General features: G+C 63.7%; 16 protein-coding genes. 6 read left to right on the top strand and 10 right to left on the bottom strand.

Features of this window, described 5'->3' with window-relative positions; genetic code table 11:
- Positions 1 to 21 precede the first annotated feature (21 nt).
- The 9 genes from OGR47_RS05045 to OGR47_RS05005 form a co-directional block, all read right to left on the bottom strand.
- A complete protein-coding gene (locus tag OGR47_RS05045) occupies positions 22 to 2,580 on the bottom strand; it encodes an alginate export family protein (RefSeq protein ID WP_267270097.1) in 2,559 nt (852 codons plus the stop codon).
- A 213-nt stretch (positions 2,581 to 2,793) separates the two neighbouring features.
- A complete protein-coding gene (tam, locus tag OGR47_RS05040; RefSeq protein ID WP_246729786.1) occupies positions 2,794 to 3,609 on the bottom strand; it encodes a trans-aconitate 2-methyltransferase in 816 nt (271 codons plus the stop codon).
- Complete coding sequence (locus tag OGR47_RS05035) at positions 3,606 to 4,703, bottom strand: sulfate/molybdate ABC transporter ATP-binding protein (RefSeq protein ID WP_165054617.1); 1,098 nt, start codon at positions 4,701 to 4,703, stop codon at positions 3,606 to 3,608. The genes tam and OGR47_RS05035 overlap by 4 nt, the downstream gene beginning before the upstream one ends.
- 1 nt (position 4,704) lies before the next feature.
- Positions 4,705 to 5,598, bottom strand: a complete 894-nt coding sequence (gene cysW / locus OGR47_RS05030) for a sulfate ABC transporter permease subunit CysW (RefSeq protein ID WP_165054619.1) — start codon at positions 5,596 to 5,598, stop codon at positions 4,705 to 4,707.
- Complete coding sequence (cysT, locus tag OGR47_RS05025) at positions 5,591 to 6,454, bottom strand: sulfate ABC transporter permease subunit CysT (protein ID WP_165054622.1); 864 nt, start codon at positions 6,452 to 6,454, stop codon at positions 5,591 to 5,593. Before cysT ends, cysW begins: the two co-directional genes overlap by 8 nt.
- Positions 6,451 to 7,452 (bottom strand): sulfate ABC transporter substrate-binding protein, encoded by a 1,002-nt coding sequence (locus OGR47_RS05020; RefSeq protein ID WP_206527476.1) that lies wholly within the window; start codon positions 7,450 to 7,452, stop codon positions 6,451 to 6,453. Before OGR47_RS05020 ends, cysT begins: the two co-directional genes overlap by 4 nt.
- Before the next feature lie 140 nt (positions 7,453 to 7,592).
- A complete protein-coding gene (locus tag OGR47_RS05015) occupies positions 7,593 to 7,874 on the bottom strand; it encodes a hypothetical protein (RefSeq protein ID WP_165054628.1) in 282 nt (93 codons plus the stop codon).
- A 64-nt stretch (positions 7,875 to 7,938) separates the two neighbouring features.
- Positions 7,939 to 8,337: an ArsC/Spx/MgsR family protein gene (locus tag OGR47_RS05010; protein ID WP_165054631.1), complete on the bottom strand. Its 399-nt coding sequence runs from the start codon at positions 8,335 to 8,337 to the stop codon at positions 7,939 to 7,941.
- 148 nt (positions 8,338 to 8,485) lie between these two features.
- A complete protein-coding gene (locus OGR47_RS05005; protein ID WP_165054633.1) occupies positions 8,486 to 9,184 on the bottom strand; it encodes an SIMPL domain-containing protein in 699 nt (232 codons plus the stop codon).
- A 111-nt stretch (positions 9,185 to 9,295) separates the two neighbouring features.
- On the opposite strand from OGR47_RS05005, the gene OGR47_RS05000 reads away from it, so the two are divergent.
- From OGR47_RS05000 to OGR47_RS04985, 4 genes are all read left to right on the top strand, one after another.
- Positions 9,296 to 9,976 (top strand): glutathione S-transferase family protein, encoded by a 681-nt coding sequence (locus OGR47_RS05000; protein WP_165054636.1) that lies wholly within the window; start codon positions 9,296 to 9,298, stop codon positions 9,974 to 9,976.
- Between the two features lie 88 nt (positions 9,977 to 10,064).
- Positions 10,065 to 11,189: a tRNA epoxyqueuosine(34) reductase QueG gene (gene queG, locus OGR47_RS04995; RefSeq protein WP_165054838.1), complete on the top strand. Its 1,125-nt coding sequence runs from the start codon at positions 10,065 to 10,067 to the stop codon at positions 11,187 to 11,189.
- Positions 11,190 to 11,286: 97 nt separating this feature from the next.
- Entirely contained in the window at positions 11,287 to 12,519 is a 1,233-nt protein-coding gene (locus OGR47_RS04990) for a hypothetical protein (protein WP_165054639.1), read from the top strand.
- Positions 12,520 to 12,534: 15 nt separating this feature from the next.
- Entirely contained in the window at positions 12,535 to 13,542 is a 1,008-nt protein-coding gene (locus OGR47_RS04985) for a WD40 repeat domain-containing protein (RefSeq protein WP_165054642.1), read from the top strand.
- Between the two features lie 14 nt (positions 13,543 to 13,556).
- Here OGR47_RS04985 and OGR47_RS04980 read toward each other — a convergent pair whose 3' ends face one another.
- Complete coding sequence (locus OGR47_RS04980) at positions 13,557 to 14,078, bottom strand: hypothetical protein (protein ID WP_165054644.1); 522 nt, start codon at positions 14,076 to 14,078, stop codon at positions 13,557 to 13,559.
- A 96-nt stretch (positions 14,079 to 14,174) separates the two neighbouring features.
- Here OGR47_RS04980 and OGR47_RS04975 point away from each other — a divergent pair, with 96 nt between their 5' ends.
- Together OGR47_RS04975 and thiD are read left to right on the top strand one after the other, a co-directional pair.
- Positions 14,175 to 14,405, top strand: a complete 231-nt coding sequence (locus OGR47_RS04975; RefSeq protein WP_165054647.1) for a hypothetical protein — start codon at positions 14,175 to 14,177, stop codon at positions 14,403 to 14,405.
- A gap of 23 nt (positions 14,406 to 14,428) precedes the next feature.
- The gene (thiD, locus tag OGR47_RS04970) at positions 14,429 to 15,229 is read left to right on the top strand and encodes a bifunctional hydroxymethylpyrimidine kinase/phosphomethylpyrimidine kinase (RefSeq protein ID WP_165054649.1); all 801 of its coding nucleotides are present in this window, start codon (positions 14,429 to 14,431) and stop codon (positions 15,227 to 15,229) included.
- Positions 15,230 to 15,233 lie beyond the last annotated feature (4 nt).

Raw genomic sequence — 15,233 nt, 5'->3', positions numbered from 1 at the left:
ATCGCTGTCAGCGCGCCCAGCTCAATCTTTGGCCAGCATATCGAAATGCCGGCTGATCCCAGCCTGGATGAGATTTCCGTCGAATGTTGTGCGCGTATTCGTTGCCACGGCATAGAAGCCGTTAGGCTGAACGGCGGCGCCGCGGGCGTAGACTGATCCAAGGTCGTAACGAAGATACTCGGCCTTCGCCGACCAATTCGGCATGAACATCCACTCCACGCCGCCGCCCGCCGTCCAACCAATGCGCGAATCGTCGAACGTCGCCGTGGCATTGGTGATATTCGTGCCCGCCGCGCGCCGCGTGAACAGCGCCGTATTGGAGGTCACGCCGCCATAGGCCATGCCGCCCGTGCCGTAGAGCTGAACGGTGGGCGTCACCAGATAGCCAAGCCGGCCGCGGATCGTGCCGAGATAGTTGAGCGTCGCCGTGCGCTGGTCATAGTTGATGAAAGCGTTCAAGCCGACGGGGACCCAGTTCGCCTGCCACTTCATCGCCGTATTGCCGGAGACCCCGTGAAGATCCGCCTCCAGGCCCGCGACGACGTTGTTGTCGAATTTCCAGTTCGTGCCGAGATGGAGGCCGCCGACGAAGCCGGCAAGATTGCTACTGCCGGCGGGCATCGTCGAGGCGAGCGCCACGGGCGTGCTCGCGGCCGCATTGCTGATGGGATAGACAGCGCCATTCCAGAACGGGCTCGACCACGCCCCGCCCGCGTTCAGACCGACATAGACGTCGCGCCAGCTCGGCGCTTTCGCCTGCCCAAAGCTCTCTTTGAACTGCGACACCGGATCCTTTGTGATCGGGTTGCCGTCGCCAAAGGCGTTCACACTCGCTTCGAGGTAGAAGAAGTCGGTCGGCTTCGCCGTCAGCCCGTTCGTCGTCCCCGTCTGACCGGGGAAAGACTGCGGATAATAGGGCTGCAGCGCCACCGCCTGCGCGAAGCTCGACGTAAATGAGCCCGGCCAGAATCGGGCGTAGCTCGCCGACAGATTGATGAACTGGGAAAGCTTGTAGCGGGCGCGGATGTCGAACTCCGTGCCGACGAAAGTCCCTCTGTTGCCCAGCGGCGCAGAGAGATTGGCGCGCTCCCACGGCCCGGCGGCGCTTGCCAGCCAATAGGCGCTGAAGGCGGTGTCGATCTGCAGGTTTTTGGCTGGCGTGAACTCGAGGCGCGCCTTGGGCGCCTTCAGATTGTTCCACGCCATATAGTCGTTACGAGAGAAAGGCTGGTTGAAGCCGTAGAAAATATCGAAGTTCTGGCTGACGCTGCTATAGGGGCTCTTGTCGCCGGAGCCATATGTGTAAACGAGGCTGACGCGCGGCTTCCAAGGATGATCAGCGAATGTATAGCCCGCCTCGACGCCATAGGCGATGGCGTCCAGTTGCACCGTCCTCTGCACGGCAGTCGTATTCGAACCAATCGGCGCGAACTCGCCCGTGTAGCCGAGCTGCTTGTTGATGTCGAAATCATAGTCGAAATTGCCGAGCACACCGTAAATGCGCACGCCCGGGGCGTAGGTCTCGCGCGCGACCTTGAGCGCATTCGATGTGTTGAAGGGGTCGGCGAATTGCTTGCGACCGAGGAAGTACGGCTGAATCGTCGCATATTCCGACCAACGGCGAATGCTGAGCACGCTGCCGTAAATCCAGTTCTGCCAGTCGGGCCGGTCGAACTCGTAAGGGTTACGGATGACCGGGCGCACCAGGAAGCTGTCGAGATCCCAGTCGTTGTCCTTCTTGCCGATCTTGATGCGAAAGCCGTCAAAATTATTCGTCGTGTTACGGAACTCGTTTTCCGCGATCAGACGACGGTCGAGCAGTTCGAAATGGAAGCGGCCGGCGCGCGCAACCAAGGGACGGTCGTTGCCGCGATCGTCCTTGCCGAAGGCGTCCTTGAAGTAAAGCTCGCCATAGGCCGAGATCAGATCGGTCTGGTTTATCTCCTGACCCTGATACTGATAGATGCTGTTGAAAGCGCGCGAATCCTGGAATTCGACGACGGCGCGGAACGGGTCGAGAATATTCTGGACGCCGAGATAGACGCGCGTGCGCGACAACCAGAGCGAGTTGGGATAGTATTTACGTTGGGACGACGGCGGGTTTTGCGTCGTGTCGGTCCAGGGCCGGTAGTCGTTCTGGCGATACTCGAAGCGCACGCGCGAATCGAGGCCGACGTTCAGCCAGTCGATTCCCTCGAATTCCTTATAGGTCTTCCCAAGGTTGCGCACGTAGGGCGGGATGTCGGGCTGCGGCTCCAGACGATAGGCGCGCGTGGGCACATAGTAGCTTTTCGGCTCTTGGGGCTTGGCTTCGGCGGACTGACCAACAGCTGGCTTCAGTGATTTGTCCGCCTTTGCCCCCTTCTTTTTTGTCTCTTGGCTTTTCGTTTCGACCGCGTTGGCGGCGGCCTTTTCTTGGGCAAAAGCCCAAGCGGGCGCGATCGCCATAAGCGCCGCAACCGCGACGCCAAGCTTCAACTGCCGCTGCAAATTCAACATCCCCACCCCTCGTCCTTCAACTGCATGGTCCAGGCCGGCGCCACACCTCGCCAGCGTTCCTGATCGCCATTCAAACCGCACCAAAATGCCAGTGTCTATTGATTTAATAGACTATGTAAACTTTGATTCTCAACCGTTGCCGTAAAGTCACATTTGGACTTGGCGACCCGCCGGCGAGCTGCGCGGAGAAAAGAAGAAGCAGCAGTTAAGCTGACGCTCGTTTCGCGACAAGGCAAAATTTAATGCAAATTGCGTGCTTGCACGCCGCGCGCACTGCAAGAGCGCCGCTGTTGGCTATTTTTGCAACACGAAGAAGAGTCGCGGATAGCGCAGAAGCACCTTGCCGTTCGGTTGCCTTGGATAAGCCTGCGCAAGGCGATCGCGGTAGCGCGATAGAAAATCGGCGCTCTCTTCCGCATTCAGCAAATCTAAAAATGGCCGAAGCCCCGAACCTTCAAACCAATCAACGACGCCTTGGGGACCATCGAGCGGATGGATATAGACCGTCCGCCAAATGTCGATGTGGCGGCAGAAGGGCGCGAATAGATCATAATATTCGTCGGCCTGTCCGATCACCGTTAGCGATTTTGCGACAGGCACCAGCCGATCGGCCCAAGGTCCGTCCGCCGCCACCATGCGCATGGCCGCATGGGAGAACTCATGCGTATTGTCGGGCATTTGCACCGCGAGGCGCCCGCCAGAAGACAGCGAATCGAGCAACGCCTCCATCAGCTTTCGATGGTCGTGAAGGAAATGCAGAGCGGCGTTGGCGAAAATGACGTCGGCGCGCGCGGGCGGCGCCCAATTGGCGATGTCTTCCTTGATGAAACGCGCGCTTGGCACGCGCGCGCGGGCCACTGCGAGCATATTGTCGGACTTGTCGACGCCCACGACCTCGGCGCCCATAAAGCTTCGGGTCAGCAGCTCCGTGCTGTTCCCGGGCCCGCAACCAAGATCGTAGACGAGCCGCGTTTCGCAATATGGGATGCGCGCAAGCAGATCCCGCGCCGCGCGTGTGCGCTCCTCCTCGAATTTAAGATAGAGATCCGAGTTCCACTCGCCCGGCGGGGCGCGTGACGTTTGCGAAACATCGGCCAAGGAGGCGTTCAAATGCCCTCCCCCGCCTCGACGAAATCGACTGCCTCTCTGTCGCTCGACGGAAAGATGCGGGCTTTTGCAAGCGACAGCGGCACGCGATCGCCGAGCGCCGCCGCCCGGTCGAGCGGCGAGTCGATTTCGAGCGTCTGATCATAGCCGTCGATCGCAATCGTCGCGCGCACGCCGGCCGGCGTGCGGCGCAGGCTTTCGACACGCCCTTCCAACTCGCCTGCGCCATCTGCCGCAACGGCAATATCGGCGGGGCGGAAGAACACGCGCGCAGGGCCGCTGCGCAGGCCATGCGTGTCGATATGCAGCGTTCTGGCGCCGAAGGTCACATGGCCAGCGTCGACGTTGACAGGAAGCGCCACCGCTTCGCCGACGAAGGAGATCACGAAAGGCGAGGCCGGTTGATCATATAGATCGGCGGGCGTGCCGATCTGTTCGATGCGTCCCTCGTTCAGCACGACGACGCGATCGGCAAGCTCCATGGCTTCGTCCTGGTCATGCGTAACGAAAACCGTGGTGAGCCCCGTCTCCTTGTGCACCTCGCGCAGCCAGCGGCGCAGATCCTTGCGCACGCGCGCGTCGAGCGCGCCGAAGGGCTCGTCGAGCAGCAGCACGCGCGGCTCGATCGCCAGCGCGCGGGCGAGCGCCACGCGCTGGCGCTGGCCCCCCGAAAGCTGCGCCGGATAACGGCCGCCGAGCCCCTCGAGCTGCACGAATTTCAAGAGCTCTTCAGCGCGCGCCGCGATCTCGCTGCGCGACGGCCGCGAGCGCCGCGGACGCACCTTGAGGCCGTAGGCGATATTGTCGGCCACCGTCATGTGCTTGAAGAGCGCATAATTCTGGAACACGAAGCCGACGCGTCGGTCCTGCACGGGAAGATTGGTCGCATCCTCGCCGTCGAAATAGACATGGCCGCGATCGGGCGCGTTCAGCCCTGCGATCACCCGAAGAAGAGTCGTCTTGCCCGACCCCGAAGGACCGAGCAACGCGACGAGCTCGCCCGGCTGAATGTCGAGACTGACGTCGCGCAACGCCGCGAAGGCGCCGAAATCCTGCGCGACGTCTTCGACGCGAATGGCGAAACCTTGCTTGCTCATGTCAGTGCCGCCTTCCGCGCCCTGCGAGAGCGTCGGCGTGCCGCCATTCGAGGAAAGTTTTGATTCCGAGCGTGACGAGCGCCAGGCTTGCAAGGAGAACCGCGAGCGCGAAAGCGGCGACGTTGTTGTACTCATTGTAGAGAATCTCCACCTGCAGCGGAATTGTGTTGGTTGAGCCGCGAATGTGGCCCGAGACGACGGAGACTGCGCCGAATTCGCCCATCGCGCGGGCGTTGCACAGAAGCACGCCATAGAGCAGGCCCCATTTGATGTTTGGCAGCGTCACTGTGAGGAAGGTCGTGAAGCCCGAGGCGCCGAGTGTCAGCGCCGCTTCCTCCTCCAAAGTTCCCTGCTCCTGCATCAGCGGAATGAGCTCGCGCGCGACGAAGGGAAAGGTGACGAAGACCGTCGCGAGCACAATGCCCGGCACGGCGAAAATCACCTGAAAACCATGCGCCGAGAGCCAAGGCCCGAAGAGCCCCTGCGCGCCGAAGACCAGCACATAGACAAGACCCGAAACGACAGGCGACACGGAGAAGGGCAAATCGATCAGCGTGACCAAGAGGCTCTTTCCAGGAAAAGAGAACTTGGCGATCGACCAGGCGGCGGCGAGGCCGAAGACCAGATTGGCGGGCACAACGATGGCAGCGACCATCAGCGTCAGCTCGATGGCCGCGACTGCGTCGGGCTCGCTGAAAGTTTCCAGAAAAGTTGGAAAGCCCTTGGCGATCGACTCGGTGAAAACCACGGCGAGCGGCGCGAAGAGAAAGATCAGCAGAAAGGCGAAGGTCGTCGCAATCAGCAGAGAGCGCGCGACGGGCGCATCCTGCGTCACGGGACGCACTTTCGCGCCCCTGCGGGCGTGCGGGAGAGACGCGATGGCGGTCTCAGACATGACCGAACCTCTTCCGGCTCCAGGCCTGGATCAGATTGATGACGAGAAGCGCGACAAAAGAAATGGCGAGCATGATGGTCGCGATGCCCGTTGCGCCGGCGTAGTCATATTGCTCCAGCTTCACGATGATCAGAAGCGGCGCAATCTCGGAGACATAAGCGATGTTGCCCGAGATGAAGATCACTGAACCATATTCGCCGACACCGCGCGCGAAGGCGAGCGCGAAGCCGGTCAGAAGCGCGGGCACGAGCGGCGGCAAAAGCACGCGCACCACTGTCTGCAGGCGCGATGCGCCAAGCGTGCCGGAGGCTTCTTCAAGTTCGACTTCCAGCTCGGAGATGATCGGCTGCACAGTGCGCACCACAAAGGGCAGGCCAATGAAGACGAGCGCGACGAGAATGCCCCAGCGCGTGAAAGCGATCTTCACGTCGAAATCGGCGAGCGGCGCGCCGAACCAGCCATTCGGCGCATAGAGCGCGGCGAGCGAGATGCCCGCGACCGCCGTCGGCAGGGCGAAAGGCAGGTCGACAAAGGCGTCGAGCAGGCGTCGGCCGGGGAAATTGTAGCGCGTCAGCGTCCACGCGACGATCAGGCCAAAAAAGAGATCGATCACCGCCGCAAGAAAGGAGATCAGAAAGGTTGTCTGCAGAGACGCGGCCACGCGCGGCTCGAGCGCAATCCGATAGAGGCCGGAAAAACCCAACCCTGACGAGCGCCACACCAGCGTCGCCAGGGGAAACAGCACGATGAGCCCCAGATAGAGCAGCGTATAGCCGAAGGTGAGGTTGAAACCGGGGATGACGCTCGGCGCTTTGAAGCGCCGAGCGTTGCGTCCTGCGAAAGTCGGGGAGGTCACTTCGCAGGCTCTTGTTTCTGGATATCGTCGAAGACGCCGCCATCGGCGAAGAACTTCTTCTGCGCAGACGCCCAGCCGCCGAAGGTTTTATCGACCGTGAAAAACTCGATCTTCGGCAGTTTTTTCAGATCTTCCTTCGCCGCGGCTTCAGGATGCGCCGGGCGATAGAAGTTCTTGGCGATAATCGCCTGTGCCTGCGGCGTATAGAGAAAGTTGACGTAGGCCTCGGCGACTTTCTTATTGCCCTTGGCCTCCGCATTGGCTTCCACTACCGCGACCGGCGGCTCGGCCAGCACCGAGATCTTCGGCGCGACGATCTCGAACTTATTCGCGCCGAACTCCTGGAGCGCAAGGAAGGCCTCGTTCTCCCAGGCGATCAGCACGTCGCCCAATCCACGCTGCGCGAAGGTGATGGTCGAACCGCGCGCGCCGGTGTCGAGCACAGGGGCGTTCTTGTAAATCGCCTTGACGAAATCCTTGGTCTTGGCCTCGTCGCCTTTGAATTTATCCAGTCCATAGCCCCAGGCGCCGAGGAAGTTCCAGCGCGCGCCGCCGGAGGTCTTGGGATTGGGCGTGATCACCGCGACGCCGGGCTTGGCGAGGTCGTCCCAATCCTTGATCGCCTTCGGATTGCCCTTGCGAACAAGGAAAACAATCGTCGACGTGTAGGGCGAGGAATTATTCGGCAGGCGCTTCTGCCAATCGGCTGGGACTTTGCCGGTTTTCGTCGCGATGGCGTCGATGTCGGCGGCGAGCGCCAAAGTCACCACGTCGGCGTTGAGGCCGTCGATCACCGCACGCGCCTGCGCGCCGGAGCCGCCATGCGAGGCTTGCAGCTCGATGGTCTCGCCGGTCTTGGCCTTCCAGTCCGCCGCGAAGGCGGGGTTGATCTGCTTATAGAGCTCGCGCGTGGGATCGTAGGATACGTTCAAGAGGGCCTGGCCCGCATGAGCCGAAACCCCGCCGAAAACGCCAAAAGCCCCAGCCACCGCCAGCATGCGAAGAAGCGCGTTGAGCTTCCCCCTACCCTTATGCATATCTCTACTCCATCTATTAGACCTAGAAAGTCTATAGTTGGAATAGACTATTTGGCAAGCGCCATTTTCCGCCGCGCGGTGGTTTCGGAGTTTTTCACCGTCTAATCGATGAATTTCACCACATCGGTCAGGGTGATCGCGACGACGCCATCGGCGGCCACTTGGCCCCGGGCGTATTTCTCGCTGGCGACCGCCTCCAGCGCCGCACGGTCGGTCTCGAGCTGCGTTCTCAGCTCCTCGTCGTCCGGGAGCGCGGAATCGCCCTCCAGGGCGTCATCGGAGACAAACACCCGAACAGTCTGCTGGGCGCCTCTAATGCGCATCGAGAAGGAGAAACCATTGTCCTCCCGCACGATTTCGGACTCAATGTGCTCAAGCGGCATCAGCGCTCGCCCTCTCGTTCCGTTTGGGAAGAAATGCGCAAGACGCCGTTCGGTTCCCGTTACCTCAGGCGGCGTCCATTGCGCAGCGATCCGAAACGCCATCTGCGTCGGGCTTTAGCCCGATCCAACGATTCACGGCGGCCGGATCGAAGCCCGACTCGCAGTGATCCCCCACTCGCATGAGCGGCCGGCGGATCAGGCCAGGATCGAGGATCATCATTACGATCGCTTCCTGCGGATTGACGCCGTCGGGATTCACCTCTCCCGATTTCACGCGCGGGGAAGCGGCGTTGAACCATTCACGCACGGGCTTCGCCGCGAAATAAGGACGTAGACTCGATGCGCTCCAAGGTTCGTGCAGGAGATCACGGACGTCTACTTGATGGCCGGAGGCGAGCAGCAGCGCCTTTTGTTTTGCATTGCTGGCGCAGCCGGGCTTTTCATAGAAAATGACATTCGCCATGGGCAGCCTCACTACGAGACGGCGATATGGCTTTAGCCTATCGCGCCACGCATTATAGCGTGTAATCCCGCAATGCGGCGCCTGAATGACATGCAAGCAGCTAGGCACCTCGCTTTAATTTCGCGCAGCCTGCCCAAGGCTTGAGAAATCAACGCGCCAGCGCCCAGGTGATGAAGACGCGCTCGGTGACGCGCTGCAACCCCGGCCGCAGCGGCACGGAAGTCGCGCCGCGAGCCGCCGCGACTCGGGCCTCCGCCAGGGGCGTTGGCGCGGTTTCGTCTAGCGGGCGAATTTCCAAGACGCGGGCGAGCCTCAGGCCGGCGGCTTCGGCGTAAACCCGCGCGCGCCGCTCGGCGTCCTTCACGGCCGCGGCGCGCAGCGCGTCCCGTTTCGCGGTCAGGTCCGAGCTGTCGTAATCGACCCCGTCGAGGCTATTGGCGCCCTTGTCGATCACCGCGCCAATGACGTCGCCGGCTTTTTCGGCTGGCTTCACGAAAACCGCCAAGCTGTTGCTCGCCCTGTAGATCTGGATGGTTTTGGGCTTGCCCTTCGCGTCCCGCTCCTCGGTCGGCGACAGAGAGACGCCCTGCGTCTGCACGTCGGCCTCGGCGACGCCCATGGTCTTGAGCTGCGCAAGGATGGCCCCGATGGTTTGGGCGTTGTCGGAAGACGCCGCCGCCGCCGTCGGACGCTCGGTTACGACGCCGAAATGCAAGACGGCCCGGTCCGGGGCCACCTCCTCCGACGCCTCGCCGATGACAGAGACATTGGGCGTCGTGTCCCTGAGGGATTCTGCCCGAGCAAAGCCGCAAAAGATCATTGTCGCTGCGAGGATGAAACGAATCATGGCATATCCTTGCGCCCAAGTGCAGCCGCAAAAGCGCCCGCTTGCGGCTTTAGCCGAGTTCAACCATACAGGAACCGAGCGTGGTCGTCCCGCGCACCGCGAATAGGCCTCATGCCCCTTCTTTACCATTACCCGCTTTGCCCGCATTCGCGCTTCATCCGGCTGATCCTCGCGGAATATGGCGTCACCGCCGAGTTGATCGAGGAACGCGCCACAGACCGCCGGCCGGAATTCCTCTCGCTCGATCCCGCCGGTCGGACGCCCCTGTTCATCGACGATGACGGGACAATCGTTCCAAGCGCCGTGATCGCCGAATATCTGGACGAAACCTACGGCCCCCAGCACGGTCCGCAACGCCTCCTGCCCCAGGAGAAGCACGCTCGGATCGAGACGCGCCGGCTGGTCGACTGGTTCAACGTGAAATTTTTCGAGGAAGTGACCGGCTGGTTGGTCAACGAGAAGGTCTACAAGCGCTTTTCGCCGCAGGGCGGCGCGCCGGACATGGACCTCGTGCGAGTCGCGCGCGCCAATGTCCGCCATCACATGCGCTATATCGGCTATCTGACGGGCGCGCGAAACTGGATCGCGGGCGATCGCCTCACCTATGCGGATTTCGCCGCCGCCGCGCATCTCTCCTGCGTCGACTATCTCGGCGACGCCCCCTGGGAGGAGGACGAGGCGGCCAAACACTGGTATCAGCGCATCAAGTCGCGGCCCGCCTTCCGCCCGCTGCTCGCCGATCGCGCGCCAGGCATGACTCCCGGACCCTATTACGCCGAGCTGGATTTCTAAGGCTGCCCGGACCGCGCGCCTTCGGGCGCGCATTTTTCTGAAGCGAGCCAAGGCTCGCGGTCCCTGCGTGCGCTATATCTGCCGCCCAATGACAATCGAGAGCGCCATCCGCGCCCACGCCCTCAGCCTCGGATTCGACGCCTGCCGCTTCACAACCGCAGAGGCTGATCCGCTATTGGCCGAACGCCTGCGCGCGTGGCTCGCGTCTGGCGCGCATGGAGATATGGGTTGGATGGCGGAGACCGCCGACCGCCGTTCTTCCCCGAAGGCGTTGTGGCCCGAAGCCAGAAGCGTCGTCATGCTCGGCCTCAATTACGGGCCATCCGCCGATCCGCTTTCCTTGCTTGCAGATCGCGAGGCGGGCGCGATCTCGGTCTATGCGCGCCACCGCGACTATCACGACATCGTCAAAGGGCGTCTGAAGCAGCTCGCCGCCTTCATGCTCAAGCGCGCCGGAGGCGGCGACGTTAAGGTTTTCGTCGACACCGCCCCGGTCATGGAGAAGCCGCTCGCGCAACAGGCGGGACTCGGCTGGCAAGGCAAGCACACCAACCTCGTCTCCCGCGATTTCGGCTCCTGGCTCTTTCTCGGCGCAATCTTCACCGATCTCGCGCTTGCGCCCGACGCGCCCGAGCGCGACCATTGCGGCTCCTGTCGCAACTGCCTCGACGCCTGCCCGACGAACGCCTTCACCGGGCCCTACCAGCTCGACGCGCGCCGCTGCGTCTCCTACCTGACGATCGAACACAAGGGCCCGATCCCGCGCGCGTTCCGGGACGCCATCGGCAATCGGATTTATGGCTGCGACGATTGCCTCGCCGTCTGCCCCTGGAACAAATTCGCCCATGTCGCGCGCGAGGCGAAGCTCGCCGCCCGACCCGATTTGGAAAGCCCCGCCCTCGCCGAACTCGCTCAGCTCGACGACGCCGACTTTCGCGCCCTCTTTTCCGGCTCGCCGATCAAGCGAATCGGCCGTGCGCGTTTCATCCGCAATGTTCTCGTCGCCATTGGCAACAGCGGCGCGGCCTCGCTTGCCGATCACGCGGAGCGGCTGCTCTCCGACGCCGATTCGCTCGTGCGCGGCGCCGCGGTCTGGGCTCTCGCCAAGCTCGCGCCACAACGTCTCGTTGCATTGCGGCAGCTTTGCGCCTTGGAGCAGGACGAAGGGGTGCGAAACGAATGGGCAAAAGAGACACACTTCAGAAAAAAATAGCTCAAAGGATCAAATTCGTGCGCCGCAGCACACTTGCCGATCAGCGTTTCGATCTAATCTGAATATTACAGACCCGATCGAGCCAGCCGGCGCGCCAATGACCAGTTTTTCACGAGGACCTGCAGACGACCCATCCGAGGAGGCCGCGCGCCTTCTGCTCAGGATCGGCGTGTTCATGCTCTTCGTGATCTCGCTGCTTGCGCCGATCCTCGCGCGGCAGACGGTCTATATCCTGCTGCCGGTCGGCGCGGCGCTGCTCCTCGCCTCGGCCCTGCTGTCCAGCACCAACCATTCTGGAAGCTCGCTGAAAGCGCTCCTGGCCTCGCCGCCGGTCTGGGCGGCGCTGCTCCTTGCGTTCTGGGCCGGCGTATCCCTTGTCTGGACGCCTTTCGAGGGGCCGGCCGAGCGCTTTGGCAAGGCGGCGGCGACCATGGCGCTCGTTGCGGCCGCGGCGAGCTTCATGCCGCTGCGCACCAAGACCTCCAACCTCAATCTGTTGCCGATCGGCGTTGCGGCCTCCGCCGTCGCGCTCGTCGCGATCACCTTGCTGACTGCCCCGAAATATTCGGTCGAGGACATTCTGGACGTGAGCCCGCTCGGGCGCGCCGGTCTCGGCCTCGCGCTGCTTGTCTGGCCGGCGATGGGCGCCCTGGCGGTGCGCGGTCGCTGGGTCATGGCGGGCGGCTTGGGATTTGCCACCTTCCTTGCTTGCTTCCTCGCAGGCGCGCCGAACGCGCTGCCGGCCCTCATCGGCGGCGCGATCGTCTTCGGATTCGCCTTCGGCCGACCGCGAATCGGATCGCGCGTGCTGGCCGGTTTCATGGCGGCGGTCGCGCTCCTTGCGCCTCTGGCCGCGGTCGCGGCGCATGCGGTTTGGCCTGAGCACTCGCCTGATTTCTTCAAGCATCTTGCCTTCTGGGGGCGGATGATCGCCAGCGATGGGCCGCGCACGCTGCTCGGCCATGGCTTCGGCGCTGCGACCTGGGGCGTGCTCGGCGGCTATCTGCCGCCCACGACCCCCCGCAGCCTGATCTTCCAGATCTGGTTCGATCTCGGGGCTCTGGGCGCGGCCGCGCTTACACTGGCCCTTGCCCGGGCGAGCCTCGTCGTCGGCCAGGCGCGCGCGGCCCTCGCGCCCTTTCTGCTCGGGGGCGTGGCGGCCGGCTTCGTCATCTGCCTGCTGGGGCCGGCCGCCGAGCAGCTCTGGTGGCTGACGCTCGCGGGGCTCGACGCGATCGCATTCGCTCTGGTAATGCGCGGTCAATTCCGCAAGCGCCGCCCGGTCCTGCCGATCGGCCTTGGCGGGCGCCCGGCTGACGACGCCGCCTGACAAGAGAGTTTTTACTTGGCTGAATATCCGTCGCTGACCTCCGCGGTCGAGCCGCTCGCGCTCGGCGATTCCGTCGTCGCCGGCGCCTGGCTCGCCGATACGCCCGCCTTCGCGCTGGCCGACGGAAATGTTTTTCTAGGCGACGCCGAGGAAGGCTGCCGGGTGCTCGCGCATCCGGACGCCGCCATACTCGCGGCGTCGAGCGACGGCCGGCGGCTTGTCACCGGCGGCGACGACGGCCGCGTGGTCGCGATCGACGCCAATGGCGAAACCGAGGCCATCGCCGACGAGAACGGTAAATGGATCGACGCGCTCGCCCTGCATGAAGGCGCGATCGCGTGGTCGGCCGGCCGCAACGCCCGCGCCCGCTCGGCCAAGGGAGAGGTCAAATCGATTGATCTGCCCTCGACCTGCCGGGGCCTCGCTTTCTTCCCCAAGGGCTACCGCCTCGCCGCCGCCCATTACAATGGCGCGACGCTGTGGTTCCCCAACGCCGGCAAGCCCGAGGTCCTCTCCTGGAGCGGCTCGCATCTCGACGCAACGATCTCGCCCGACGGGCGCTTTCTCGTCACCTCCATGCAGGAGAACATGCTGCACGGCTGGCGCATCGCCGACGCCAAACATATGCGCATGGCGGGCTATCCCGGCAAAACCCGCAGCTTCTCCTGGTCCTTCGACGGAAAATGGCTCGCCACCTCGGGCGCCGACGCCTGCATCCTCTGGCCCTTCTCGGGCAAGGACGGACCGATGGGCCAAAGCCCGCGCGAATGCGGCGTGCGCACGAATGTGCCGGTGACCCGCGTCGCCTTCCACCCCGGCGCGCTGGTCGTCGCGATCGGCTACGAGGACGGGATGGTGTTGCTGGCGCGCGTGACGGACGGCTCGGAGATCCTCGTGCGGCGCCCGGCGGACGAGGCCAAGAACGCCCGCATCAGCACGCTGGCCTGGGACGCCAAAGGCGCGCGCCTGCTGTTCGGGGCGGACAACGGCGACGCAGGCCTGCTGACGCTGCCAAAGCAGTAGCGGCGCCGCTTCCTTTATCCGGTAGCAGGCCGCCAGATCACGAAACCTGCTGTTTCCGAGGGCCAGGCCACAACGGCCGCCCTCTTGCGCAGGGCGCGCGCGCTTTCGGTTTGCGGGGCACGGAAATAGGCCGTGACCGCCTCCACGGCGCCCGCTTCGCAAGGGATGTCGCGCCATAAAACGTCCACCCGCCGGCCTGCGTATTTCGGCGGGTCCAGCGGGTTGCGGTCAAATCGCGACGGCCCAAAATCCGCCGTGAAAGGCTTGCGGTTCCACAGGCGCGCGCCGGGGCGCCGGCGAAAGAAAGCCCACATGTCGAAGTCTTGCACCCCGTCGCTGGCCGTGGGGGCGAGAAAATGATCGGCGGCGCCCTGGCAGAGGCAGATCACGAGAAGATGGCCGTCGTAAAGCGCGCGCTTGGGCGGATGCGCGACGAACGCCTTTTCGAGCCGCGCGTGCGCGATATCGGCCAGCCGATGCAGGTCAGCGATGTCGATCATCTCGAAGGAGCGGGCGTTGCGCGGCGCCTTGCTCATGCAGTCTCCCCTCCATCGCCAAAATCTGCAGGAACGCCCCCGCTCCCTTCGGGTTTAAGTGCTATCCCGATGAACCTGCGTCAAAGAGCCACCGCCATGACCAACAAAGCCGAAAGCGATCCTCACCAGCATATCCGCCAGATGGCCGCCTATCTCCAGGAGACGATCAACCGCCTGCACGAGGACATCGAGAAGGTCGACGAGCCGCAGCTCAAGGCCATGTTCGAAACTTCAGCCGAAGTGTTGAGCGGACTCAAAAAGGCCTATAGCGACTACGACGAGAAGAAGGAGCCCGCCTGGCCCGGCGGGCGCGAATTGCATAGCTGAGACGCGTGAGGAGCAAGCGGGATTTGAACAAAACGCGCAAGCTCCTCTCGATCGCCGGCTCGGACCCCTCGGGCGGCGCCGGCATACAGGCGGATTTGAAAACCTTTTCCGCCTTCGGCTGCTACGGCATGGCGGCGATCACCGCGCTCACCGCGCAAAATACGCGGGGCGTGATCGCCGCCTTCCCGGTCGCGCCTGATATCGTCGCGGCGCAGATCGCCGCAGTAATGGCCGACCTTCCGCCAGACGCCGTCAAGATCGGCATGGTCGCGACGCCTGAGATCGCAGCGGCGATCGCCGGGGCGCTGGGCGCGGCGCCGCAGAATGTCGTGCTCGACCCCGTGCTGGTTCCGACGCAAGGCGCGAGCCTCGCCGCGGCGGGGCTGGAGCGCGCGCTCATTTCAGAGCTGCTGCCGCTCGCGCGCCTTGTGACGCCCAATATCTTCGAGGCCTCGGCTCTGTCGGAGACGCCTCCCGCCCGCACGACGGATCACATGATCGCGCAAGGCCGCATGCTGGTCGACGCCGGCGCCAAGGCCGTGCTGGTGAAGGGCGGCGATCTCTCCGGCGAGCCGGTCGATGTGCTCGTCGCCGACGGCGAGACCCGCCTCTTCCATGGTCGCCGCATCGCGACCCGGCACACCCATGGCACCGGCTGCGCGCTCTCCTCCGCCATCGCCGCCGGCCTCGCCAAGGGCGCGTCGCTCATCGACGCCATTGCGGCGGCGAAGGTCTGGCTGGAGGGGGCGCTGGAAGCGGCGGAGGCGCTGGAGCTAGGTGAGGGCCGGGGGCCGCCGAACCATTTTTATGGGATGTGGCGCTGAGACG

The sequence above is a fragment of the Methylocystis sp. MJC1 genome, assembly GCF_026427715.1.
Taxonomy (GTDB): Bacteria; Pseudomonadota; Alphaproteobacteria; order Rhizobiales; family Beijerinckiaceae; genus Methylocystis.
Note: the sequence above shows the minus strand (reverse complement) of the source record. Positions and strands in the feature narration are given on the sequence as shown.